The organism is Burkholderia sp. Ax-1719, from assembly GCF_011753055.1.
In the GTDB taxonomy this organism is placed as follows: domain Bacteria; phylum Pseudomonadota; class Gammaproteobacteria; order Burkholderiales; family Burkholderiaceae; genus Paraburkholderia.
Genome location: NZ_VWWJ01000039.1, coordinates 17,066 through 38,382 on the forward strand (window position 1 = coordinate 17,066; position 21,317 = coordinate 38,382).

Annotated in this window: 26 protein-coding genes and 1 riboswitch; of the genes, 12 read left to right on the top strand and 14 right to left on the bottom strand. The window is 63.9% G+C overall.

Features of this window, described 5'->3' with window-relative positions:
- Positions 1–32 precede the first annotated feature (32 nt).
- The 5 genes from tolA to ydfG form a co-directional block, all read right to left on the bottom strand.
- Positions 33–1,037: a cell envelope integrity protein TolA gene (gene tolA / locus F3J17_RS33665; RefSeq protein ID WP_167069795.1), complete on the bottom strand. Its 1,005-nt coding sequence runs from the start codon at positions 1,035–1,037 to the stop codon at positions 33–35.
- Positions 1,034–1,480: a protein TolR gene (tolR, locus tag F3J17_RS33670; protein ID WP_167069797.1), complete on the bottom strand. Its 447-nt coding sequence runs from the start codon at positions 1,478–1,480 to the stop codon at positions 1,034–1,036. The genes tolA and tolR overlap by 4 nt, the downstream gene beginning before the upstream one ends.
- Positions 1,481–1,498: 18 nt before the next feature.
- The gene (tolQ, locus tag F3J17_RS33675; protein ID WP_027817805.1) at positions 1,499–2,176 is read right to left on the bottom strand and encodes a protein TolQ; all 678 of its coding nucleotides are present in this window, start codon (positions 2,174–2,176) and stop codon (positions 1,499–1,501) included.
- A 158-nt stretch (positions 2,177–2,334) separates the two neighbouring features.
- Positions 2,335–2,826 carry a tol-pal system-associated acyl-CoA thioesterase gene (gene ybgC / locus F3J17_RS33680; protein WP_167069865.1) on the bottom strand — a complete coding sequence of 164 codons (492 nt, stop codon included), beginning with the start codon at positions 2,824–2,826 and terminating at the stop codon, positions 2,335–2,337.
- A gap of 65 nt (positions 2,827–2,891) precedes the next feature.
- Complete coding sequence (gene ydfG, locus F3J17_RS33685) at positions 2,892–3,638, bottom strand: bifunctional NADP-dependent 3-hydroxy acid dehydrogenase/3-hydroxypropionate dehydrogenase YdfG (RefSeq protein ID WP_167069799.1); 747 nt, start codon at positions 3,636–3,638, stop codon at positions 2,892–2,894.
- 167 nt (positions 3,639–3,805) lie between these two features.
- Positions 3,806–3,982: riboswitch (ZMP/ZTP riboswitch) on the top strand.
- A 172-nt stretch (positions 3,983–4,154) separates the two neighbouring features.
- Between ydfG and glyA the strand changes: the two genes are divergently transcribed.
- From glyA to F3J17_RS33720, 7 genes are all read left to right on the top strand, one after another.
- The gene (glyA, locus tag F3J17_RS33690; RefSeq protein WP_167069801.1) at positions 4,155–5,402 is read left to right on the top strand and encodes a serine hydroxymethyltransferase; all 1,248 of its coding nucleotides are present in this window, start codon (positions 4,155–4,157) and stop codon (positions 5,400–5,402) included.
- 18 nt (positions 5,403–5,420) lie between these two features.
- On the top strand, positions 5,421–5,903 hold the full coding sequence (gene nrdR / locus F3J17_RS33695) for a transcriptional regulator NrdR (RefSeq protein ID WP_028220157.1): 483 nt from the start codon (positions 5,421–5,423) through the stop codon (positions 5,901–5,903).
- A gap of 191 nt (positions 5,904–6,094) precedes the next feature.
- Positions 6,095–6,631 carry a GspH/FimT family pseudopilin gene (locus F3J17_RS33700; protein ID WP_167069803.1) on the top strand — a complete coding sequence of 179 codons (537 nt, stop codon included), beginning with the start codon at positions 6,095–6,097 and terminating at the stop codon, positions 6,629–6,631.
- Complete coding sequence (locus tag F3J17_RS33705) at positions 6,628–7,008, top strand: hypothetical protein (protein WP_167069805.1); 381 nt, start codon at positions 6,628–6,630, stop codon at positions 7,006–7,008. The genes F3J17_RS33700 and F3J17_RS33705 overlap by 4 nt, the downstream gene beginning before the upstream one ends.
- Positions 7,005–7,802, top strand: a complete 798-nt coding sequence (locus F3J17_RS33710; protein ID WP_167069807.1) for a PilW family protein — start codon at positions 7,005–7,007, stop codon at positions 7,800–7,802. Before F3J17_RS33705 ends, F3J17_RS33710 begins: the two co-directional genes overlap by 4 nt.
- The gene (locus tag F3J17_RS33715; RefSeq protein ID WP_240161249.1) at positions 7,799–8,311 is read left to right on the top strand and encodes a hypothetical protein; all 513 of its coding nucleotides are present in this window, start codon (positions 7,799–7,801) and stop codon (positions 8,309–8,311) included. Before F3J17_RS33710 ends, F3J17_RS33715 begins: the two co-directional genes overlap by 4 nt.
- Before the next feature lie 18 nt (positions 8,312–8,329).
- Positions 8,330–8,746 (top strand): type IV pilin protein, encoded by a 417-nt coding sequence (locus F3J17_RS33720; protein ID WP_167069809.1) that lies wholly within the window; start codon positions 8,330–8,332, stop codon positions 8,744–8,746.
- Positions 8,747–8,781: 35 nt separating this feature from the next.
- Here the strand turns inward: F3J17_RS33720 and F3J17_RS33725 are convergent, their stop codons facing one another.
- The 3 genes from F3J17_RS33725 to F3J17_RS33735 form a co-directional block, all read right to left on the bottom strand.
- Entirely contained in the window at positions 8,782–9,270 is a 489-nt protein-coding gene (locus F3J17_RS33725; RefSeq protein ID WP_167069811.1) for a DUF3318 domain-containing protein, read from the bottom strand.
- 10 nt (positions 9,271–9,280) lie between these two features.
- A complete protein-coding gene (locus F3J17_RS33730) occupies positions 9,281–9,664 on the bottom strand; it encodes a phage holin family protein (RefSeq protein WP_167069813.1) in 384 nt (127 codons plus the stop codon).
- Positions 9,665–9,861: 197 nt separating this feature from the next.
- A complete protein-coding gene (locus F3J17_RS33735; RefSeq protein WP_027817793.1) occupies positions 9,862–10,164 on the bottom strand; it encodes a YqjD family protein in 303 nt (100 codons plus the stop codon).
- Between the two features lie 398 nt (positions 10,165–10,562).
- Here F3J17_RS33735 and F3J17_RS33740 point away from each other — a divergent pair, with 398 nt between their 5' ends.
- Positions 10,563–11,201: a peroxiredoxin gene (locus F3J17_RS33740; protein WP_027817792.1), complete on the top strand. Its 639-nt coding sequence runs from the start codon at positions 10,563–10,565 to the stop codon at positions 11,199–11,201.
- Positions 11,202–11,304: 103 nt separating this feature from the next.
- On the opposite strand, the gene F3J17_RS33745 is transcribed toward F3J17_RS33740, so the two are convergent.
- A complete protein-coding gene (locus F3J17_RS33745) occupies positions 11,305–12,495 on the bottom strand; it encodes an acyl-CoA dehydrogenase (protein WP_167069815.1) in 1,191 nt (396 codons plus the stop codon).
- Between the two features lie 147 nt (positions 12,496–12,642).
- Here F3J17_RS33745 and F3J17_RS33750 point away from each other — a divergent pair, with 147 nt between their 5' ends.
- On the top strand, positions 12,643–13,452 hold the full coding sequence (locus tag F3J17_RS33750) for an IclR family transcriptional regulator (RefSeq protein ID WP_167069869.1): 810 nt from the start codon (positions 12,643–12,645) through the stop codon (positions 13,450–13,452).
- Between the two features lie 67 nt (positions 13,453–13,519).
- On the opposite strand, the gene argF is transcribed toward F3J17_RS33750, so the two are convergent.
- A complete protein-coding gene (gene argF / locus F3J17_RS33755; protein ID WP_167069817.1) occupies positions 13,520–14,449 on the bottom strand; it encodes an ornithine carbamoyltransferase in 930 nt (309 codons plus the stop codon).
- 387 nt (positions 14,450–14,836) lie between these two features.
- Here argF and F3J17_RS33760 point away from each other — a divergent pair, with 387 nt between their 5' ends.
- Positions 14,837–15,190 carry a DUF3579 domain-containing protein gene (locus tag F3J17_RS33760; RefSeq protein WP_167069819.1) on the top strand — a complete coding sequence of 118 codons (354 nt, stop codon included), beginning with the start codon at positions 14,837–14,839 and terminating at the stop codon, positions 15,188–15,190.
- Positions 15,191–15,346: 156 nt separating this feature from the next.
- On the opposite strand, the gene rpsT is transcribed toward F3J17_RS33760, so the two are convergent.
- A complete protein-coding gene (rpsT, locus tag F3J17_RS33765; protein WP_167069821.1) occupies positions 15,347–15,610 on the bottom strand; it encodes a 30S ribosomal protein S20 in 264 nt (87 codons plus the stop codon).
- Between the two features lie 447 nt (positions 15,611–16,057).
- Between rpsT and murJ the strand changes: the two genes are divergently transcribed.
- Complete coding sequence (gene murJ / locus F3J17_RS33770; protein ID WP_167069823.1) at positions 16,058–17,608, top strand: murein biosynthesis integral membrane protein MurJ; 1,551 nt, start codon at positions 16,058–16,060, stop codon at positions 17,606–17,608.
- 5 nt (positions 17,609–17,613) lie between these two features.
- Positions 17,614–18,453 (top strand): tetratricopeptide repeat protein, encoded by an 840-nt coding sequence (locus F3J17_RS33775; protein ID WP_167069825.1) that lies wholly within the window; start codon positions 17,614–17,616, stop codon positions 18,451–18,453.
- Positions 18,454–18,527: 74 nt separating this feature from the next.
- Here the strand turns inward: F3J17_RS33775 and F3J17_RS33780 are convergent, their stop codons facing one another.
- The 3 genes from F3J17_RS33780 to kdsB all read right to left on the bottom strand — a co-directional run bounded on the left by F3J17_RS33780 (position 18,528) and on the right by kdsB (position 21,281).
- Positions 18,528–19,286, bottom strand: coding sequence for a 3-hydroxyacyl-CoA dehydrogenase (locus tag F3J17_RS33780; protein ID WP_167069827.1), 759 nt, complete (start codon positions 19,284–19,286; stop codon positions 18,528–18,530).
- 195 nt (positions 19,287–19,481) lie between these two features.
- Positions 19,482–20,144, bottom strand: coding sequence for an adenylate kinase (gene adk, locus F3J17_RS33785; protein WP_167069830.1), 663 nt, complete (start codon positions 20,142–20,144; stop codon positions 19,482–19,484).
- A 333-nt stretch (positions 20,145–20,477) separates the two neighbouring features.
- A complete protein-coding gene (gene kdsB, locus F3J17_RS33790; protein ID WP_167069832.1) occupies positions 20,478–21,281 on the bottom strand; it encodes a 3-deoxy-manno-octulosonate cytidylyltransferase in 804 nt (267 codons plus the stop codon).
- Between the last annotated feature and the right edge of the window lie 36 nt (positions 21,282–21,317).

The following is a 21,317-nucleotide window of genomic DNA, read 5'->3' on the forward strand; positions in this document are numbered from 1 at the left end:
GCGCCAGCTTATCTGTGCTCTGACTTGCGCCGTCAACCTGCCGGGCGCAAGGTAATCTTGAAGCTCGACGGCGTCTTGCCGTCGGTGTCCTGCGGCATCGGATCCGAACGCTGCACCGCACGCAATGCCGCGTCGTCCCACGACGAGTTGCCGCTGCTGCGCGTGACCGTCGCCGAAAGCAACGTGCCGCTAGGCGCGCAATGCACCGACACCACCGTTTCGAGGCCTGACGTGTCGCCGGCCCAGACGATGTTCGGACGCACGCGGCGTTGCACCTTCTCGGCATAACCCGCCGATGCCGCGTTGCCGCCCGAGCCGCTGCCCGTGCCGCTCTTCGCCAGACCATTGCCGCTGGAGCCTTCGCCGCCGCCCATCGCACCTTGCATCTGGGCGATACGCGCGCGTCGTTCGGCGTCCATCTTCTTGGCCTGGGCGTCGGCTTGCGCCTTGGCCTTGGCGGCCTTGTCGGCGTCGGCCTTCTTCTGGGCGTCGAGCTTCGCCTGCTTCTGCTGCTGTTCTTCTTCCTGCTGCTTCTTGAGCGCGTCTTGCTGCTGCTGTTGCTGCTTGAGCTTTTCGGCGGCCTGTTGCTGCTCCTGCTGCTGTTGCTTGAGCTTCGCCTGCTTCTGCTGCGCGGCCAGTTGCGCCGCCTGCTGGGCAGCCAGTTGCTGCTGACGCTTCGCTTCGGCTTCCTGCTGTTGCTTTACGCGCTGCTGTTCCAGCAGCTGCGCTTCGCGCGCCGCCGCTTCCTGCTGCTTACGCTTTTGCTGTTGCAGCGCGATGTCCGCGTCCTCCGTTTTTGGCGGCGGCGGGGCAGGCTGCACCGGCACGGGCGGCGGCAAGGGCTTGGGCGTGGAAAGGTCCGGGACTTCCGTCCACAGTTCCGCTTCCTCGCCTGCCGGCGTGCTGTTCTGCCAGTGGATGCCGTGATACAGGAAGAAGCCGAGCAGCACGTGCATCACCACGGCGAGCGCTATAGCACGTCCCGTGCCGCGCTCGCGCGGTGGCTGCAATGGATACGTTTCGTTCTTCCGGGTCATTGCGATTTAACGAGCAGTCCGACACGTTTGACGCCGCGCGCCTTTAGATCGGACATCACGTTCATCACCGTCTCGTACTTGACGGCCTTGTCGGCGGCGATCACGACCGGCTGGTCGGGATGGCTTTGCTCGCGATCGGCAACGAAGCTGTTGAGATCGGCGCGCGACATGGTTTCCTGCTGCGTGGCGCCCGAATCATCCTTGTAGCGTACGCTCAGATTGCCGTCGGGACGAATGTTCACCACCACGGGCGGCACCTGCTGCTGCTGGGACGCGCCACCGACAGTCGGCAGATTGACAATGGACGGCGCCACCAGCGGCGCGGTCACCATGAAGATCACGAGCAGCACCAGCATCACGTCGATATACGGCACGACGTTGATGTCGGCCATCGCACGACGCGAGCGGTTGCCTCGCATGCTCGAACGCATTGAGCCTGCCATCTTCGACTCCTTTGAAGATTAGTGGGCCTGACGCTGCAGGATGTTCGAAAACTCTTCGATGAAGGTTTCGAAGCGGATCGCCAGACGGTCGATGTCGTGCGCGTAGCTGTTGTACGCAACGACTGCCGGAATCGCGGCGAACAGACCGATGGCGGTGGCCGTCAGTGCTTCGGCGATGCCGGGCGCGACGTTCGCAAGCGTCGCCTGCTGCACGTTCGCCAGACCGCGGAACGCGTTCATGATCCCCCACACCGTGCCGAACAGACCGATGTACGGGCTGACCGAGCCGACCGAAGCGAGGAACGAGAGATTCGCTTCGAGCGCATCCATCTCGCGCTGGAACGCTGCGCGCATCGCGCGGCGGGCGCCGTCGAGCACGAGGCTCGGATCGTTCAGACGTTTCTCTTTGGCCTTGAGGAATTCGCGCATGCCCGACTCGAAGATACGCTCGAGCGCGCCGATCGTGTGACGGTTGTTGGCGGCGCTTTGATACAGCGCCTGCAGGTCGCCGCCCGACCAGAAGTCGCGCTCGAAGCGCTCGGTCTGCCGGCGCGCACGGCGGATGGCAAACCACTTGCGGAAGATGAAGGTCCAGGAAATCAGGGAAAGCAACAGGAGCAGTCCCATCACCGCCTGTGCCAGTATGCTCGCATTAAGAACGAGTGAAATGATCGACAGATCTTGTGTAGTGTTCATAAAGATTCGTTGTGACGTCCCGAAAGGGGCGAGCGGCTGCAAGGCGTTGCGAAGCTTCCCGAAGGCAAGCGGCAAGACTGCGCGCGATTGCGACCGAACCCAGCTTGGTCCTGCAATGACCGACGCGAGTTCACTGGCGTCGTAATCAACGGCAATAGTTAAGTGGCCGTTGACACAGCCGGCAAGACTTTCTTCATGCCACGCTCCAAAGCGTCGAAAACATGGCCTGGAATGGGAGCGGGGCGCATGACGGCACCGTCGACGCAGGCGACGCGGATCTTGCCCGTTGCCAGCAGCGTGTCACCGCGCCACGCTTCCTGCATGAAGTCGACAGATGCGCGGCCCAGCTTGTCCAGGCGGCTCACGACCGTCACGACATCGTCGAGACGGGCGGGCGCCCGATAGTCGAGCGCCGTGCTGCGCACGACGAAGAGCGTGCCCGATTCCTCGGCCAGCCTGCGTTGATCGACGCCGCACGCGCGCAGCCATTCGGTGCGCGCGCGCTCGAAGAACTTCAGGTAGTTCGCGTAGAACACGATGCCGCCGGCGTCGGTGTCTTCGTAGTAGACGCGGACCGGCCATGTAAAACCTTCCGCGGCCTGAGATGGGGCCGTATCCGGCTTGCTAGTGGATCTTTCCATGCCGCGCATTCTACCGGAACGCATAAGCGTTACGCCGTTCGGACGACTGAGCTACGAAAGTATTCTGAAAGCTTTTAGCCGCGATGGATAGTGAGTCCCGCGAAGCTCTGCGCGACCGGCATCAGCTCGATCGTGTTGATGTTCACGTGGGCCGGGCGGGTGGCGATCCAGTAGATCGAATCGGCGATGTCTTCGGCCGTGAGCGGTTCGACATCCTTATAGACATTGGCCGCCTTGGAGTCGTCGCCGCGATAGCGCACGTTCGAGAATTCGGTGCCGCCGCACAGGCCCGGCTCGATATCCGTCACGCGCAGCGCCGTGCCTGCGAGGTCGGCGCGCAGGTTCAGGCTGAACTGGCGCACGAAGGCCTTGGTCGCGCCGTAGACGTTGCCGCCCGCATACGGCCAGCGGCCCGCCACCGATCCAAGATTGAAAATGTGACCGCGGTTGCGATCGACCATGCCCGGCAGGAAAGCATGCGTGACTTGCACCAGACCCGTGCAGTTGGTGTCGATCATGGTTTCCCACTCGTCCAGATCGGCCTTCTGGGCCGGTTCGACGCCCAGCGCGAGGCCGGCGTTGTTGACGAGCACGTCGATATTGGCGAATTCGGCGGGCAGGGCGGCGGGGGCGGCCGCAACGGCGGCGCGGTCGCGCACGTCCAGCTCGAACGGCAGCAGCGCGTCACCCAGCTCCGCGGCGAGTGCGTCGAGACGGTCCTTGCGGCGCGCCGTGGCGACGACGCGGTGGCCGCCCTTCACGAAGGCTCGGGCGATGGCGGCGCCAAATCCTGCTGATGCGCCGGTGACGAAGACAATCATGGTGGCTCCCTGGTCGGTAGAAGGCGAGGAAAGGGGAAAGCCTACTTCCAATGCGGCGCTGCGGCAAGGAAGCGGCAATACCCGCGCAAGCCGCGCCAGCTGTGGCTCAGGGGGCGCGAAGCCGGTCCGGTTGCCTAATATGGGCGGTTCCAATACACTAACGCGCTCAATCCCTGCGTGACTGGCGATAGGGTTCCCGGCGGGCTGAATTTGTAACGACGGTTGCAACGTCTGTAACAAAGGCCCGGCAAGCTGTGCTTTGCATGGCTCAATTGGGGGCTCAAGGTGGAACGACCCACCGTGAAGCGCAGGGTGCCGTTTTGCCGTTCGCCTGGGCAGCCGAGATCCGCGCGCTTTCAATAGCGCTGCACGGGCTGTCCTGCCTCGCGTGTGCGGCACCTTGTTCCGCCACGTCAAGGCTGGCCATAGCTCCTGGAGCGTTGCCAGCAGCGCCGCGTACCCGCTACGCGTTCCGCGCGAGACCCGGTCAACCTGAACACACTTAACGGAATCCGTATGTTTAACCGAGCCGAAAGCACCATCGCCAACGTCGATCCCGAACTCTTCGCCGCGATCGAACTCGAAAACCGCCGTCAGGAAGATCACATCGAACTGATCGCGTCGGAAAACTACACCTCGCCCGCGGTCATGGCCGCGCAGGGCTCGCAGCTCACCAACAAGTACGCCGAAGGCTATCCGGGCAAGCGTTACTACGGCGGCTGCGAAAACGTCGACATCGTCGAGCAACTGGCCATTGACCGCGTGAAGGCGCTGTTCGGCGCGGAAGCCGCCAACGTGCAGCCGAACTCGGGCTCGCAGGCCAACCAGGGTGTGTTCTTCGCCGTGCTCAAGCCGGGCGACACCATCATGGGTATGAGCCTCGCCGAAGGCGGCCACCTGACGCACGGCATGGCGCTCAACATGAGCGGCAAGTGGTTCAACGTCGTGAGCTATGGTCTCGACGCGAACGAAGACATCGATTACGACGCACTCGAAAAACGCGCGCACGAAACCAAGCCGAAGCTCATCATCGCAGGCGCATCGGCGTTCGCGCTGCGTATCGACTTCGAGCGCATCGCCAAGGTCGCGAAGGCCGTTGGCGCGTATTTCATGGTCGACATGGCGCACTACGCCGGTCTGATCGCTGCGGGCGTGTACCCGAACCCGGTGCCGTTCGCCGATTTCGTCACCACGACCACGCACAAGAGCCTGCGCGGCCCGCGCGGCGGCGTGATCCTGATGAAGGCCGAGCACGAAAAGGCCATCAATTCGGCGATCTTCCCTGGCATCCAGGGCGGCCCGCTGATGCACGTGATCGCCGGCAAGGCGGTGGCGTTCAAGGAAGCCGCATCGCCGGAATTCAAGACCTACCAGCAGCAAGTGGTCGAGAACGCACGCGTGCTGGCTGAAACGCTGGTCAAGCGCGGTCTGCGTATCGTTTCGGGCCGCACGGAAAGCCACGTGATGCTGGTCGACCTGCGCGCGAAGAACATCACCGGCAAGGCGGCGGAAGCCGTGCTGGGTTCGGCGCACATCACGGTCAACAAGAACGCGATCCCGAACGATCCGGAAAAGCCGTTTGTCACGAGCGGCATCCGCCTGGGCTCGCCCGCGATGACGACGCGCGGCTTCGGCGTGAAGGAAGCCGAACAGGTGGGCAACCTGATCGCCGACGTGCTTGAGAACCCGGAAGACGCAGCAACGATCGAGCGCGTGAAGGCGCAAGTGTCGGAGCTGACCAAGCGTTTCCCGGTCTACGGCTAAGCCAGGCCCCAAGCCAGCATGCGCTGCCCCTTCTGCCGGCATGAAGACACGCAAGTGGTGGACTCGCGCGTGTCCGAGGACGGCGCCGCGATCCGGCGCCGCCGTCGCTGCCCGGCCTGCGACAAGCGTTTCACGACGTACGAGCGGGTCGAGCTGGCGATGCCGGCTATCGTCAAGAAGGATGGCAGCCGCACGGAATTCGACCGCCGCAAGATCATGGCGAGCATGCAACTGGCGCTGCGCAAGCGGCCCGTTGCGGCCGACGCGATCGACGCGGCGGTTGCCCGCATCGAGTATCAACTGCTCGGTAGCGGCGAGCGCGAAGTGCGCAGCGAACGCCTTGGCGAACTCGTGATGGGCGAACTGCGCGAGCTCGACAAAGTGGCTTTCGTGCGTTTTGCGTCCGTGTACCGGCGCTTCGAGGATGTCTCCGAATTCGAGGACGTCATCGAGGAATTCCGCCGCGCGAGCGGTGCGGCCACGCCGCCCAAAAAGCGCTGAACGCCAGCGCGCATCTCTGCTTCGCGTTTTCACGCGCATTTTCTCTCGCATCTCCCTTCTCCCTGCTATTGCCCGTGACCCTCGCATTTTCGCGAGCGGATCGTGTGCGCGATAGCTAGCCATTCGGCTAATTGTTCCGTTTTCCTTTCATCGATAGATTGATTGCAGTTCCTGATCGCTAAGGATTGCAGATGAAACAGGCGGGCTTCACCTTGCTGGAAACCGTGGCCGCGATCGTGCTGATCGCGATCTGCGCGAGCGCAAGTGCGCCCGCGTTCGTTGCCTGGCGCGTGCGAGACCAGATCGACGCGCGGGCCAATGCGCTGCTCGGCACGTTGTCTTATGCACGCAGCGAAGCGATCCGCCGCAAGGCGCGCGTCTCCGTGTGCCGCGTCGACGCGGCGCGGCGCTGTCTTGCGGCGGGCAAATCCTGCCCATCGGGACTCGCTGACTGGTCGTGCGGTTGGGCGGTCATGGCCGAGCGCGCGAGCGCGTCGGTGCTGCTGCGCGTGCAGCCGTCTCTGGACGAGATTGGCGTGGCCTCGGCGCTCACTGCGCTGACTTTCACGCCGCCTGCAGGACAGATGATCGGCACGCTTCGCAATTTCGAGATTGCGCCACGTGTGACTTCGGGATCGACGAAAGGCGCAGCTTGGCGGCGCTGCATACGCGTCGCAGCCGGCGGGCGCGCGCGCATCAGCGATGGGGCGTGCGGAGCCGGATCATGAGGCGGCGTGCGCAGGCCGGGTTTGCGCTCCTTGAAGTTGCGCTGGCGATGGCGCTGATGGCGACCTGTGGCATGGGTCTGCTGAGCGCGCAGTTGGCGCTCGCGCGGCATGCATCGGCGAGTGCGACTCAGGCGCGTGCTGCTTTTGCCGCCGATGCGCTGGCAGAGGCAACGCTTGAAACGGGCTCGGCGGCACGCGATCAATGGCGCGCACGTGCCGCTGCGCTGGTGGCGGACGGACAGGTGAGCCTGTCCGGCTCGCAAGTCGTGCTGTCATGGACCGCTCTTCGCGATGAAGCCGTTGCTGGGCGTGACTGCGCGGGCACATCTGCGACAGAAGGAGGTCGAGCATGCGTGGCGCTCGCGTTCGCACAATGAGGCGCGGCCGCGCGCTCAGGCCTGCCGGCGCAGGGCATACGTTGCTCGAATTCACGATTGCCGTGGCGCTTGGGCTGGTCGTGATTGTCGGTGCACTGGCCGCTTATCGTTCGCAGCGCCAGGCATTTGCGTATGCGGTCGATGCCGCGCATATCCATGAGGCCGGTGTGAGTGCGCTCACGCTGATCGGCGAGCAGATCCAGATGGCCGGCTTCGTCTCCGCCGACGATACGGTCGCGCTTACGGGGCCGCCGCTTTTCGGCTGCACTGCGGGGCGTCCCACCGGCGCTGCCGCGAGCCTCACCTGCGAAGCGTTGTCGAGCCGCTCGGACGGCGTGGCGGTGCGCTATCGCGGCGACGCCCAATCGACATGGCCCGCGACCAACGGGCAAGCCACAGATTGTCTGGGGCAGGCGGTTGGCGCATCACAGGGCGAAGTGCTCAATCGCTTTCACGCGAAGACGAGCACGTCGACCGGTGAGCCGGAACTCTATTGCGAAGGCACGGGCAAGCTCGGCACCGCGCAGCCGCTCGTGGAAGGCGTCGAGCGCCTGCGGGCGCGCTATTGGACGACGGGCGCGGCGCAGGCTGTCGACGCCGCCGCGCTGTCGCGGGAGCGCTGGGATTCGGTCGTCGCGGTCGATCTGTGCGTGCTCGTACGCGGTGAGGCGCTTGGGCGCCGCGTGCGTTACGTCGATTGCGAGGGGAGTTCGCTGACATCGAGCGATGGGCGCGCCCGTCAGGCGTTCTGGCGGCACGTGGTGTTGCGCAACGTGCTGGGGTCGCAGCCATGAGGCAGGAGGCTAGACGCTGCAAAGCTGAGCACGGCGTCGCGTTGCCGGTCGTGCTGCTGATTGTCTCGATGATGCTCGTGACGTCGGCGGCGTGGTTCGAGGCATCGCTTTTCGAGGCGCGCAATGCTGCCTCCGTGCTCGACGCGTTGCAGTCTTTTCATGCTGCGGATGGCGCGTTGACGCTGTGCTCTCGTGCTCTGGTTGACGGGATGGCGTCGGGGTCGTCAATTGCTGCGCAAGCGGGGGAGCCGCAGCAATGGCGGCGTCAGGATGCGTTCGAGGCGTTGGCGACGACGCCTGCCTCGTCGTGGCCGGGTTCAGTGCGTCCGCCGCAGTGTCTGATGGAAGCGTGGCGCATCGAAACGCGGCCAGCAGTGCGGGCGTGGCTCGTCACAGCCAGAGGATTTGGCGCGACGGAAGACGCGCAAAGCTGGCTGCAAATGCAGATTGTGTTCGACGGAACGCGTGTCGAGCGGCATTGGCGGCGCGTCGTTGCGCGGCCGTTTTAACGGGCGAGAGGCAAAACGATGCGACGCGATTCACGCGCCTTTACGTTGCTGGAAATGATGATCGCGCTTGCGGCGGCGGCCATCGTCGCCGCATTTGCGGTTCCGGGCTGGCGCAACCAGATCGCGCGAGGGCATCGCGTCGACGCGGTCACGGCGCTGTATCGCGCGGCGCAGTATGCCGACGCACAGGCAGCCGTTGCGGCGTCATTGCCGGCGGGCTTCGATCAGGCGCCGCCGTCCGGTAGGGCAATTTATCGGCTGAAGCGGCTGGCGGGCGATGAGTCGAACGGCGGCTATGCGATCGTCGCGTCGCCCACACAGACTGGGCCAATGCGCGACGATCCGTGCGGAGCGTTCGTCCTCGACGCCAATGGCACGCGCAGTAACGAATCGGGCGCGGGCCTCTCCACGCAGGCATGCTGGAGCGATCGATGAAGGGGGACGCTCAGTCCGATCGCCGGGCCGTCGAATCAGCCGGTGAGATCGTCTTCGTCAGATGCCGCGCGGCGTGCGCGGACGTCGCCGCCGTCGCGCTGACGGCGCATCTGCTGCCACACGCGCCAGGCTTCGTAGGCGGTGAAGGCGAGGCCGCCCCATTTGACGACGGGCTTCGCCGCGGAGGCGATACCGTCACGCAGCGGCTTGGCCACCACGAACGAGACCAGCGAACTCAAGATCGGATACTGCTTGAGCAGACTGCTCAAGCCGCTGCTGAAAGCGCTCGTCGAACCGGATGCGCTGGCCGCCACGCGGCCGAAACCCGGCACGAGAAAGCGCAGCCAGCTGAAATGCGTCACGGTCTCGCGCAATTCGATGATCGAGGCGGTCATTTCGGCGCGTTCGACGCTCGCGCGCACGAGCAGCAGTTCCTTGCGCAGGGCGCGCATCTGCGGCGTCGAGAGATCGCGGCTATGTGGGCGCGTAGGGCGGAAGGCTTGATCGGGGCGAAGTTGGCTCATGGCGTCGATGCTAGGGTTTGCGAAGGATTTCGCGGTCCTTCTCGAATTCTTCGAGCGTCGCCTGGAACACCAGCGGCGCATTGCGCAGTCCCTGGCGCGCCTTCAACGCGCAGACTAGGGCGGCGAGCGCGTAGATCAGCGTGATCCCGGCGAGCGCCTGCCAGCGATACGTATCCCAGAAAGCGATGGCGATCAGCGCGGTCAGGGCGATCAGCGCCATGGTCGCCAGCATCATCGCCGCGAGTCCGAGGAACAGCACGCCCAGCAGGCGTTCCTTTTCTTCGGCCAGCTCGATGCCGATCAACTCGAGCCGTGTCTGGATGATCGAGAACGCGGAGCCGAGGAGACGGCGCAACGGCCCATGTTCGTGCTGCGAGCGGGTGTCTGTCGTCATGGCGAATGAGGGTTACGCCAACGCGTGCGCGATGGCGGGCGCGCGCAAAAGCTGCGCGAAAAAGCGCCCAGAAAAGACAGGCCGGTGGAGCGCACCGGCCTGCTGTTTGAGCGCTGGGCCGAACCGGTTCGCGCCGATGTGCGGCGCGGCCGGACCGCGAGACGGTGCGGCGACCGTCTCGCGACAACCCCAGCGTGTTACTTGCGGTTGATCAGCAAGCCCACGAGCACGCCGACGCCGGCGGCGATGCCGATCGACGTCCACGGATGTTCGTGGACATAGTCATCGGTGGCGCGCGCCGCCTTCTTGCCCTTCTCGACGACGACGACCTGAACGTCCGCCGCCTTTTCCTTCGCCTGCTTCAGGCGAGAGAGGGCCGTTTCGCGCAGCTCCGAAGCACGTTCGCCCGTGGCGCTCGCCGCTTGCTTGAGCAGGTCCTCTGCATCCGCGAGGACGGTTTTGATATCCGACATCAGCCTCTCCTTATTGACCTCTGACATTGACTGGCTCCCATCGTGTCACATTACGCGTGAATCGTAACAAAGATACGGGCGCTGGCAAGCCTGGCGCGCCGCAGCTGCAGCCCGATCATCGATAAATTGACGCACGATCCGTTCCCGCATCGGCGAATTTCGCTGCTGCATCAAGGATAGCGGGTGTTCACGTTGCTTCACCGCGCTTCTGATTGCTGCGTACGAAAAATCCGAAGGGAGAGACATGGAGTTGATCCGGCACGTAAAGTTTCCGCGCTGCTATTCAAAATTACAAAAACTCATACCAGTGTGAACCGATGTTCGTTCGCGGGGCATATAGCTGCCCTGTATGCTTCAATGTTGTGAATGTCCACTGGCGCATCGGCTGGTCTTGCGCCGCCCACTTCGTTCAAAGGAACCGCACCATGAGTCTTCGTCTTGGCGATATCGCACCCGACTTCGAGCAGGATTCGAGCATTGGCCGCATCAAGTTTCATGAGTGGCTCGGCAATAGCTGGGGCGTGCTGTTCTCGCATCCGGCCGACTTCACGCCGGTCTGCACGACCGAACTTGGCCTGACCGCAAAGCTCAAGGACGAGTTCGAGAAGCGCAATGTGAAGACGATCGCGCTGTCGGTGGATAGCGCCGAGTCGCACAACGAATGGATCAAGGACATCAACGAAACGCAGGCGGCGAGCGTCGGCTTCCCGATTCTCGCGGACGGCGATCGCAAGGTCTCGACGCTGTACGACATGATCCACCCGAACGCCAACGAGACGCTCACGGTGCGCTCGCTGTTCGTGATCGATCCGAACAAGAAGGTGCGACTCATCATCACGTATCCGGCCAGCACGGGCCGCAACTTCGACGAAATCCTGCGCGTGATTGATTCGCTGCAGCTGACCGACCACTACCAGGTGGCCACGCCCGGCAACTGGAAGCAGGGCGATGACGTGGTGATCGTCCCGTCGCTCAAGGACGAAGAGGTTATCAAGCAGAAGTTCCCGAAGGGCTATAAGGCGCTGCGTCCGTATCTGCGTCTCACGCCGCAGCCGAACAAGTAAGCGCTCACCGCGCTCACCGCGTTCACCTGGCCGCATAAAGGAAAAGCGCCGCACGTTCGAAACGTGCGGCGCTTTTTTTACGTAGTGATGCCGAAAGCGACGCTTAGAAGAACGCCTGAATGCCCGTCTGCGCGCGGCCGAGGATCAGCGCGTGAATGTCGTGCGTGCCTTCATACGTGTTCACCACTTCCAGATTCACGAGGTGACGCGCCACGCCGAATTCGTCCGAGATGCCGTTGCCGCCCAGCATGTCACGCGCAAGACGCGCGATGTCGAGCGATTTGCCGCACGAATTGCGCTTCATGATCGAGGTGATTTCGACGGCAGCGGTGCCTTCGTCCTTCATGCGGCCCAGGCGCAGGCAACCTTGCAGGCCGAGCGTGATTTCCGTCTGCATATCGGCGAGCTTTTTCTGGATGAGCTGGTTGGCAGCCAGCGGGCGGCCAAACTGCTTGCGGTCGAGCACGTACTGACGCGCGGTGTGCCAGCACGATTCCGCCGCGCCGAGCGCGCCCCAGGCGATGCCGTAACGCGCCGAGTTCAGGCAGGTGAACGGACCGCGCAGACCCTTCACGCCCGGCATGAGGTTGTCTTCCGGCACGAACACTTCGTCGAGCACGATTTCGCCGGTGATCGACGAGCGCAGGCCCACCTTGCCGTGGATCGCCGGCGCCGACAGACCCTTCCAGCCTTTCTCCAGAATGAAGCCGCGGATGTCATCCTTGCCGTCTTCTTCGAGCTTGGCCCAGACCACGAACACGTCGGCGATCGGCGAATTCGTGATCCACATCTTCGATCCCGAAAGCGAATAGCCGCCGTTCACCTTCTTCGCGCGCGTGACCATGCTGCCCGGGTCGGAGCCGTGGTTCGGCTCGGTCAGACCGAAGCAGCCGATCCATTCGCCGCTGGCGAGCTTCGGCAGATACTTTTCTTTCTGCGCGTCCGAGCCGAATTCGAAGATCGGCACCATCACGAGCGACGATTGCACCGACATCATCGAGCGATAGCCCGAATCCACGCGCTCCACTTCGCGCGCAATCAGACCGTAGGCGACGTAGTTCAGACCCGGGCCGCCGTACTGTTCCGGAATGGTCGGGCCAAGCAGCCCGACTTCGCCCATCTCGCGGAAGATCGAGGCGTCGGTCTTCTCGTGGCGGAACGCTTCGGTCACGCGCGGCGCGAGCTTGTCCTGCGCGTAAGCGGCGGCGGCGTCGCGCACCATGCGTTCGTCTTCGGTGAGCTGCTGGTCGAGCAGCAGCGGGTCTTCCCAATGGAACTGGGCGTGTGCGGCCATGGTGTCTCTCCTGAGTCTCGTAACCTGCTGAACCTCTGATTTACTTCAGCCAGGGAAATTTGCGCTTGACTGGAGTTCCGCTAAGCGGAACAATGTTTTGCAAATTGACTTCAGTGTATCACCAGGCCGCTCATGTCCGCACCAGAAATGAATGCCTCTTCCTCGTTTGCGTCGACGCTGGCTTCCGGTCCAATCGACGAACGCAAATTCGTGGTCGCGCTCGCACGCGGGCTGGAACTGCTGCGCGCGTTCCGTCCGGGCGAAACGCTGCTCGGCAATCGCGATTTCGTCGAGCGCACCGGCTTGCCCAAAGCGACCGTAAACCGCCTCGCGTACACGCTCACCACGCTCGGCTATCTGCGTTTCGACGAATCGCTGGGCAAATATGCGCTCGACGCGGGCGTGCTGTCGCTCGGCTTCGCGCTGCTTTCGGGCACGGATACGCTGGAGCTGGCGCGTCCGCACCTGCGTGCGTTCGCGCGCGAAGTGGGCGCGGCGGTGTCGCTGGGCTGCCGCGACGGTCTGGACGTGATCTATCTGGAGACGATCCGCAGCGAAACGGCGCTCACGCTGGGCCTCGCTTCAGGCTCGCGGCTGTCGATGCTGACGAGTTCGATGGGCCGCGCGTATCTGGCCGTGCAGCCGCTCGACGTGCGCACGGCGCTGTTCGCGGAGCTGGAAAAGGCGGCGCAGGCGGCGGGGGAGGACGGCCCGGCGCTGGTCGCGGCGGCGAAGCGAGAGATCGAAAACTTCGCGAAGGAAGGGGCGTGCTTTTCGTTTCGCGACTGGCACGAGGACGTCAATGCCGTAGCGGTGCCGTTTCGCGAGCCGCGTGAGCGGCGCTGGCTGGTGCTCAGTTGCAGCGGGCCGGCTTCGTCGATGGGACCGGACGTGTTCCGCGAGCGTGTCGCGCCGCTCCTGAAGTCGCTGGCACGCAGGTTGGGCGAAACGGTGTGAAGCGGCGCTAAAAAGAAAAAAGCCGGGAATCTCTCCCGGCTTTTTACTTGCTGCCCGCGTGAGCGGCTCAGTGGTTGAGCTTGCCCAGCAGCAGGAATTCCATCAGCGCCTTCTGGACGTGCAGGCGGTTTTCCGCTTCGTCCCAGACCACGCTTTGCGGGCCGTCGATCACTTCGGCGCTCACTTCCTCGCCGCGGTGAGCGGGCAGGCAGTGCATGAAGAGGGCGTCGGCGTTGGCGCGCGCCATCATTTCCGCATCCACGCACCAGTCGGCGAAGGCCTGCTTGCGCACTTCGTTTTCGGCTTCGAAGCCCATGCTGGTCCACACATCGGTGGTCACGAGGTCAGCGCCTGCGCAGGCTTCGTTCGGATCGGCGAGCACGGTGATGAACGGCTTGCTTTCTTCGGCCACCAGCGCCGGGTCGAGCTGATAGCCCGGCGGCGTGGAGATGCGCAGCTTGAAGTCGAGGATCTGGGCGGCTTCGATCCACGTGTAGAGCATGTTGTTGGCGTCGCCCACCCACGCCACGGTCTTGCCGCGGATCGGGCCGCGATGCTCGTAGAACGTGAAGATGTCAGCCAGCACCTGGCAAGGGTGATACTCGTTCGTCAGGCCGTTGATCACCGGCACGCGCGAGCTTTCCGCGAATCGCTTGATGATGTCCTGGCCGAACGTGCGGATCATGATGATGTCGACCATGCGCGAGATGACCTGCGCGGAGTCTTCGATCGGCTCGCCGCGGCCAAGCTGCGTGTCGCGCGTGTTCATGAACACGGCGTGGCCGCCCAGCTGGAAGATGCCCGCTTCGAACGAAAGTCGCGTGCGCGTCGAGTTCTTCTCGAAGATCATCGCGAGCGTGCGGTCGTGCAGCGGATGGTAGGTCTCGTAGCTCTTGAACTTGCGCTTCAGGATGCGCGCGCGCTCCAGCACATAGTCATATTCTTCAAGAGAGAAATCCGAGAACTGCAGGTAATGGCGTATGGTCCGGGAGGTCATGAAGCGAAAACGGCGCCCGATCCGGCCTCGAACTGCAGGAAAGGGCCGGCGACGCCGCTGCGGTTGGTGGTAAGTCAAAGCAGCATAAAGGATTTTGCGGAATTTGACGAGTTGGCGAAAAGGCGGCGCCCGATCGGGTGGGCGCGCCGTCAAAGTTGCGCGAGGAGCTAAAGTTGTCTGCGCATCAGGCCGTCAAGTGTCCTGTGTGCGGTGCGTCAAAAGGTGCGCTGCGCTATAATCCGATAGATTTTTCAGGCACGGCAGAAGGCTGGATGTGCTGGGCGCGCACACGATGCGAAGCCCGCGCAAAGCCCGCCGCAGCGGCCTGTGCGCCGGCACCACCGCTGAGCCGGTCCGCACGCAGCGACGTCACACAGGTACTCCTACATGGCCGAAGAAGCCCCAACCGAATACTTCATTCAAGGCATCACCAGCAAAGGGAAGAAGTTTCGTCCGAGCGACTGGTCGGAGCGTCTGGCGGGTGTGATGTCGAGCTTCGGGCCGAAAGCGTCGGCGAACGCGCGCGGGCCGAATGCCTATCTGCGCTATTCCCTCTACGTGCGCCCGACGATGATCGGCGACCTCAAGGTGGTGGTGCTCGATTCGCGTCTGAAGGATATCGAGCCGATGGCGTTCAACTTCGTGCTGAACTTCGCCAAGGACAACGATCTTCTGGTGACCGAGGCCTGCGAACTGCCGCACGATCACGCTACGCAGCAGAGCGGGGAAGTGAAGCGCTAAGGCGTTGCCCCCGCAGCAATATAGAAAAAACGACCCGCACATGCGGGTTTTTTTACGTCTGGAATCCGGGCTCGTGCTTGTAAGCCGCCGCGAGCGGGCACAAAAAAACCCGCCGAAGCGGGTTTTTTGCACAGCGCCAGGTTGAACCTGAAACGCTTAGGCCATTGCCTTGACAGCAGCAGCCAGACGGCTCTTATGACGAGCAGCCTTGTTCTTGTGGACGATCTTCTTGTCCGAGATGATGTCCAGCGTCTTTGCCGAAGTCTTCAGGATTTCAGCAGCAGCAGCCTTGTCGCCTGCGTCGATTGCCTTGCGGACAGCCTTGATAGCCGTGCGGAACTTCGAGCGCAGTGCCGAGTTGTGTGCGTTTTGCTTGGTAGCCTGGCGAGCGCGCTTGCGTGCCTGTGCGGAATTTGCCATTACTCTTTCCTTGATTATCTGGGCGCGTACTTGCCGACGCCCGTTGCCTGGATTCGCGCCTGGGTTTGGACCCAGACACAAAACGGTATTTGCCGGTAGACGCGAATCTCTAGAATCCTGTCTGCCCGCCACATTCCTTGTGCCGAAACGTCAGGGGCTGTCGTGGACAACCGCCTTGGCGCTTCCTTTCCAGAACGCGTCCCAGCCCCATTTGAGGCCGGGAATCGGCGATTATAGCAACGAAATCATGGACGTGGCAATCGCCAGGCGATGCCCAACGCTGGGACGGCAGGGGACAGAACATTAAAGCGGTCGCCGGATCTTTTACGACGCGGTCACAATGCGGCCCCTTCGCGATCCCAAGTTACAAGTTGTCACGCCGCCATTCGCATCCCGAAAGCCGCCCAGCGGCGAACGGTCAAATGGCACCCGTATAATAAGCGCCCCATGAATCTATTCCGAGCCCTGCTGACGGTCAGCGGCTTCACGCTGCTGTCTCGCGTGACCGGACTGGCCCGCGAGACGCTGATCGCCCGAGCATTCGGCGCGAGTCAGTACACCGACGCCTTTTACGTCGCGTTCCGCATTCCCAACCTGCTGCGCCGCATTTCGGCCGAAGGCGCGTTTTCGCAGGCCTTCGTGCCGATCCTCGCGGAGTTCAAGAACCAGCAAGGTCACGACGCCACGCGCGCGCTAGTCGATGCCACATCGACCGTGCTCGCGTGGGTGCTCGCCTTCCTGTCGGTGCTGGGCATCGTCGGCGCGTCGTTCGTCGTGACCGTGGTCGCGTCGGGCCTCAAGAGCGACGGGCAGGCCTACCAGCTTGCCGTCACGATGACGCGCATCATGTTCCCGTACATCGTGTTCATTTCGCTGACGTCGCTCGCGTCCGGCGTACTCAACACTTACAAGCAGTTCTCGCTGCCCGCGTTCGCGCCGGTGCTGCTCAACGTCTCGTTCATCACCGCCGCGGTGGCGTTCGCGCCGCGCATGCATCAGCCGGTCTTCGCGCTGGCGTGGGCGGTGATCGTCGGCGGGGTGCTGCAGTTCCTCGTGCAGTTGCCGGGGCTCAAGCGCATCGACATGATGCCGCGCATCCATCTGAACCCGCTCAAGGCGCTCGCGCACCGCGGCGTCAAGCGCGTGCTCGCGAAAATGGTGCCGGCCATGTTCGCGGTGTCCGTGGCGCAGATCAGCCTGATCATCAACACGAACATTGCCTCGCGCCTCGGCCCGGGCGCGGTGTCGTGGATCAACTACGCCGACCGCCTGATGGAGTTCCCCACGGCGCTGCTGGGCGTGGCGCTCGGCACGATCCTGCTGCCGTCGCTGTCCAAGGCGCACGTCGATGCCGATCCGCACGAGTATTCCGCGCTGCTCGACTGGGGCCTGCGCGTGACCTTCCTGCTGGCCGCGCCGTCGGCGGTTGCGCTGTTTTTCTTCGCCGAACCGCTCACCGCCACGCTGTTCCACTACGGCAAGTTCGACGCCAACTCGGTCATCATGACGGGCCGCGCACTGGCGGCGTACGGCGTGGGGCTGATCGGCCTCATTCTCATCAAGATCCTCGCGCCCGGTTTCTACGCGCGCCAGGACATCAAGACGCCCGTGAAGATCGGCGTGGGCGTGCTGATCGCCACGCAGATCAGCAACTACATTTTCGTGCCGATCTTCTCGCACGCGGGCCTGACGCTTTCGGTGGGCCTGGGCGCCTGCATGAACGCGCTGCTGCTCTTTATCGGCCTGCGCCGCCGTGGCATCTATATGCCGTCCGCGGGCTGGACGACGTTCTTCGTGCAACTGATCGGGGCATGCCTCGTGCTGGCAGGCGCCATGCACTGGTGCTCGATCAGCTATGACTGGATTGGCCTGCGCCACGAGCCGCTCGCGCGCATTCTGCTGCTCGGGTCCTGCCTCGTGCTGTTCGCGACGCTATATTTCGGTATGCTTTGGCTGATGGGCTTCAAATACGGCTACTTCAAGAGGCGCACGAAGTGACGACGATGAACTCGCGGGTCCTGGACTATTTCAGCGCGCTCGTCGCGGAAGACGAAAGCCTGCCGCTCACCGAAGCGGCGCTGTCGATCGCGCAGGATGCCTACCCCGATCTCGATCTGCAAGGCACGCTCGCCGAAATCGACGAGCTTGCGCTGCGCGTGAGCCGTCGCCTGCCTGAAGGCGCGGACGTGCGCCAGCAGATCGCGTTTCTGAACCGCGTGTTCTTTCGCGAGATGGGCTTCGCGGCCAATCTCAACGACTTCCTCGATCCGGACAACAGCCATCTGCACGTGGTGCTGCGCCGCCGGCGCGGCATTCCGATTTCGCTCGCTGTGCTCTATCTGGAGATAGCGGGCCAACTGGGTCTGCCGGTGCAGGGCGTGTCGTTTCCCGGCCACTTTCTGCTGCGCGTGGCGTTGCCCGACGGCGACGCGATGCTCGACCCCACCACCGGCCGCGCGCTGACCGAATCCGACATGGTCGATATGCTTGAGCCCTACGTGGCCAACGCCGGCGATTCCGTCGCCCGCGCGCTGCGCATGCTGCTCGAACCGGCCACGCGGCGCGAGATCGTCGCGCGCATGTTGGGCAATCTCAAATCTGTCTATCTTCAGACCGAACGCTGGGAGCGTTTGCTGGCCATCCAGCAGCGCCTCGTCATCCTGCTGCCGGACAGCATCGAGGAAGTTCGCGACCGTGGCTTCGCTTATGCGCGGCTCGAATACGTGCGGCCCGCGCTCGAAGATCTGGAGACGTATCTCGACGAGCGCCCAGACGCCGCCGATGCGACCGTGGTCGAATCGCAGTTGCAGGAGTTGCGACAGCGGATGCTCGATAACGACTGACGCTGTGCGCTTCGCCATCAAAAAAGCCCGCCGAAGCGGGCTTTTTTGCGTCAAATCGCGTCGCCGATGCAGGCTTACTTCGGCTGCATGCGAATCGCGCCGTCGAGGCGGATCACTTCGCCGTTGAGCATCGGGTTCTCGAAGATCTGCTTGACCAGCATTGCGTACTCGTCGGGCTTGCCCAGACGCGAGGGGAAGGGCACCATCGCGCCCAGCGCATCTTGCACTTCCTTGGGCATGCCCAGCAGCATCGGCGTTTCAAAGATGCCGGGCGCGATGGTCATGACGCGGATGCCGCTGCGCGACAGATCGCGTGCGACCGGCAGCGTCATGGCGACCACGCCGCCCTTGGACGCCGCATAGGCCGCCTGGCCGATCTGGCCGTCATACGCCGCCACGGAAGCGGTATTGACGATCACGCCGCGCTCGCCGCCCTCGTTGGGCGCGGTCTGCGCGATTGCGGCGGCCGCCAGGCGGATCATGTTGAAGGTGCCGATCAGATTGACCGAGATGGTCTTGCTGAACGCGTCGAGCGGATGCGGGCCGTCCTTGCCGACGGTCTTGATCGCGGGCGCGATACCCGCGCAATTCACCAGACCGCGCAGCGTGCCCAGCGCCGTAGCGGCGGCCACGGCTTTGGCGCCGTCTTCTTCGCTGGCGACGTTGCACTTCACGAACACGCCGCCCAGTTCCTGGGCGAGCGCGTGGCCGGCTTCCTCGTTGAGATCGGCGAGCACGACCTTGCCGCCTTCGGCCGCAATCAGGCGCGCCGAAGCCGCACCGAGGCCCGAAGCGCCACCGGTGATCAGAAATACGTTGTCGCGGATTTGCATCTGTCTTCCTCCTTGCTGCTCGATGGCATTGCGATGGTTTTGTTATGGGCGATGCAGGGACCGGCCCACGACTCATCGGCGAAACTTAGTGCCGCAGCGCAAGAGGAGAGTGGCCGGCCAGAAAGCAAAACGGGCGAGGCCGGCGGTGTCGCCGGGCCTCGCCCGGCTTTGGCCGGCTAGAGACGTTTTACGGTCTTACTTGAGGGCGTCGAATGCGCGGTTGCGGATTTCGTCCACGCTGCCCAGACCCGAGATCGCGCGATATTGCGGCGCCTGCAGGCCGTTTTCTTCACCGCGCTTGGCCCATTCGCTGTAGTAGCTGATGAGCGGCTTGGTTTGCGCGACGTACACGTCGAGACGCTTGCGAACCGTCTCTTCCTTGTCGTCGTCGCGTTGCACGAGCGCTTCGCCCGTCACGTCGTCCCGGCCCTCTTCCTTCGGCGGATTGAACTTGACGTGGTACGTGCGGCCCGACGCCGGGTGCATGCGGCGACCGCTCATACGCGTGATGATTTCGTCGAACGGCACGTCGATCTCGAGCACGTAGTCGATCGCGACGCCGGCCTGCTTCATCGCTTCTGCCTGGGGCAGCGTGCGCGGAAAGCCGTCGAACAGATAACCGTTCTTGCAGTCGTCTTCCTTCAGACGTTCCTTCACCAGGTTGATGATGAGTTCGTCCGTCACGAGTTCGCCCGCGTCCATGAAGCGCTTCGCTTCGAGGCCGAGCGGCGTGCCCGCCTTGACCGCCGCGCGCAGCATGTCGCCGGTCGAGATCTGCGGAATGCCGAACTTCTCTTTGATGAAGGTTGCCTGGGTTCCCTTGCCCGCGCCGGGGGCGCCCAACAGGATCAAACGCATTTCAACTTTCTCCGATCTGTGTGAATTCTTGCGGCGCGGCGGCTGCCCTTGATGAAGGTTCAGGGCGGCATCTGCGGCGTCGTGCGTCTCCTACCCGTTTGCTCGTGCCCGACACGCCTCTCGCATCATGTCAGAGGCCGGTGGCGCCGTGCCAGACCCGCGCATGCCTTTAGCGCCGGAAATGGAATCCGGCGCGGCGCACTGGGTGGCAACTAGCCTCGGAAGGCTGCGAGCAAAACCGGGCAACGGTGGGGGAAACCCCCACGCACAAAGGCTTGGACGGCTCGCGCAAACAATTGATTATGCCATGGGTTTTTCGGCCCACCAGCGCTATTAAGGTCGGAATAACGCCTGTACACGGGCGAGGTCGGCGGGCGTGTCGACGCCGGGCGCCGGCGCTTCATCCGTGACCAGCACCGCGATGCGCTCGCCGTGCCACATCGCGCGCAGTTGTTCGAGCGCTTCCACCTGCTCGATCGGCGACTGCGCGAGGCCCGGATAGGCGCGCAGGAATTTGGCCCGGTAGGCATACAGGCCGATATGCCGATAAACCGTCGCCGGGGCAGGCGGGGCGGGCATCGCGGCCAGATCGAGACGGCCCGGCGACCAATGCGGCTGCCAGGCGTCGCGCGCCCAGGGAATGGGGGCGCGCGAGAAGTAGAGCGCCACGCCGCGCGCATCGAGCACCACCTTCACGACGTTCGGGCTGAAGATCTCGTCCGAGGCCGTGATGGGGTGGGCGGCCGTGGCGATCGCGCACTCGGGGTGAGCGGCCAGGTGCGACGCCACGTCGCAGATCAGCGCGGGGTCGATCAGCGGCTCGTCGCCCTGAACATTGACCACGATCAAATCATCGTTCCAGCCGAAGTGCTCGGCGACTTCCGCGAGGCGATCCGTGCCCGAGGGATGGTCGGCGCGCGTGAGCACGGCTTCGAAGCCATGCTGGCGTGCGGCGTCCAGCACGCTCTGGGCGTCCGAGGCCACCAGCACCTGCTGGGCGCCCGATTCGCGGGCGCGCTCGGCCACGCGCACGACCATCGGCTTGCCGCCGATATCGGCGAGCGGCTTGTTCGGCAGCCGGGTGGACGCAAGACGCGCCGGCACGACGGCGATAAAGGATTGCACGGGAGTGGTCATGACCGGTTCGGGCGAGGTGAGGCGGCGAGGTGAGGC

What these genes read in the sequence shown, in the direction of transcription:
- tolA (WP_167069795.1), bottom strand. Translation starts at nt 1,037, where the DNA reads ATGACCCGGAAGAACGAAACGTATCCATTGCAGCCACCGCGCGAGCGC.
- tolR (WP_167069797.1), bottom strand. Translation starts at nt 1,480, where the DNA reads ATGGCAGGCTCAATGCGTTCGAGCATGCGAGGCAACCGCTCGCGTCGT.
- tolQ (WP_027817805.1), bottom strand. Translation starts at nt 2,176, where the DNA reads ATGAACACTACACAAGATCTGTCGATCATTTCACTCGTTCTTAATGCG.
- ybgC (WP_167069865.1), bottom strand. Translation starts at nt 2,826, where the DNA reads ATGCGCGGCATGGAAAGATCCACTAGCAAGCCGGATACGGCCCCATCT.
- ydfG (WP_167069799.1), bottom strand. Translation starts at nt 3,638, where the DNA reads ATGATTGTCTTCGTCACCGGCGCATCAGCAGGATTTGGCGCCGCCATC.
- glyA (WP_167069801.1), top strand. Translation starts at nt 4,155, where the DNA reads ATGTTTAACCGAGCCGAAAGCACCATCGCCAACGTCGATCCCGAACTC.
- nrdR (WP_028220157.1), top strand. Translation starts at nt 5,421, where the DNA reads ATGCGCTGCCCCTTCTGCCGGCATGAAGACACGCAAGTGGTGGACTCG.
- F3J17_RS33700 (WP_167069803.1), top strand. Translation starts at nt 6,095, where the DNA reads ATGAAACAGGCGGGCTTCACCTTGCTGGAAACCGTGGCCGCGATCGTG.
- F3J17_RS33705 (WP_167069805.1), top strand. Translation starts at nt 6,628, where the DNA reads ATGAGGCGGCGTGCGCAGGCCGGGTTTGCGCTCCTTGAAGTTGCGCTG.
- F3J17_RS33710 (WP_167069807.1), top strand. Translation starts at nt 7,005, where the DNA reads ATGAGGCGCGGCCGCGCGCTCAGGCCTGCCGGCGCAGGGCATACGTTG.
- F3J17_RS33715 (WP_240161249.1), top strand. Translation starts at nt 7,799, where the DNA reads ATGAGGCAGGAGGCTAGACGCTGCAAAGCTGAGCACGGCGTCGCGTTG.
- F3J17_RS33720 (WP_167069809.1), top strand. Translation starts at nt 8,330, where the DNA reads ATGCGACGCGATTCACGCGCCTTTACGTTGCTGGAAATGATGATCGCG.
- F3J17_RS33725 (WP_167069811.1), bottom strand. Translation starts at nt 9,270, where the DNA reads ATGAGCCAACTTCGCCCCGATCAAGCCTTCCGCCCTACGCGCCCACAT.
- F3J17_RS33730 (WP_167069813.1), bottom strand. Translation starts at nt 9,664, where the DNA reads ATGACGACAGACACCCGCTCGCAGCACGAACATGGGCCGTTGCGCCGT.
- F3J17_RS33735 (WP_027817793.1), bottom strand. Translation starts at nt 10,164, where the DNA reads ATGTCAGAGGTCAATAAGGAGAGGCTGATGTCGGATATCAAAACCGTC.
- F3J17_RS33740 (WP_027817792.1), top strand. Translation starts at nt 10,563, where the DNA reads ATGAGTCTTCGTCTTGGCGATATCGCACCCGACTTCGAGCAGGATTCG.
- F3J17_RS33745 (WP_167069815.1), bottom strand. Translation starts at nt 12,495, where the DNA reads ATGGCCGCACACGCCCAGTTCCATTGGGAAGACCCGCTGCTGCTCGAC.
- F3J17_RS33750 (WP_167069869.1), top strand. Translation starts at nt 12,643, where the DNA reads ATGAATGCCTCTTCCTCGTTTGCGTCGACGCTGGCTTCCGGTCCAATC.
- argF (WP_167069817.1), bottom strand. Translation starts at nt 14,449, where the DNA reads ATGACCTCCCGGACCATACGCCATTACCTGCAGTTCTCGGATTTCTCT.
- F3J17_RS33760 (WP_167069819.1), top strand. Translation starts at nt 14,837, where the DNA reads ATGGCCGAAGAAGCCCCAACCGAATACTTCATTCAAGGCATCACCAGC.
- rpsT (WP_167069821.1), bottom strand. Translation starts at nt 15,610, where the DNA reads ATGGCAAATTCCGCACAGGCACGCAAGCGCGCTCGCCAGGCTACCAAG.
- murJ (WP_167069823.1), top strand. Translation starts at nt 16,058, where the DNA reads ATGAATCTATTCCGAGCCCTGCTGACGGTCAGCGGCTTCACGCTGCTG.
- F3J17_RS33775 (WP_167069825.1), top strand. Translation starts at nt 17,614, where the DNA reads ATGAACTCGCGGGTCCTGGACTATTTCAGCGCGCTCGTCGCGGAAGAC.
- F3J17_RS33780 (WP_167069827.1), bottom strand. Translation starts at nt 19,286, where the DNA reads ATGCAAATCCGCGACAACGTATTTCTGATCACCGGTGGCGCTTCGGGC.
- adk (WP_167069830.1), bottom strand. Translation starts at nt 20,144, where the DNA reads ATGCGTTTGATCCTGTTGGGCGCCCCCGGCGCGGGCAAGGGAACCCAG.
- kdsB (WP_167069832.1), bottom strand. Translation starts at nt 21,281, where the DNA reads ATGACCACTCCCGTGCAATCCTTTATCGCCGTCGTGCCGGCGCGTCTT.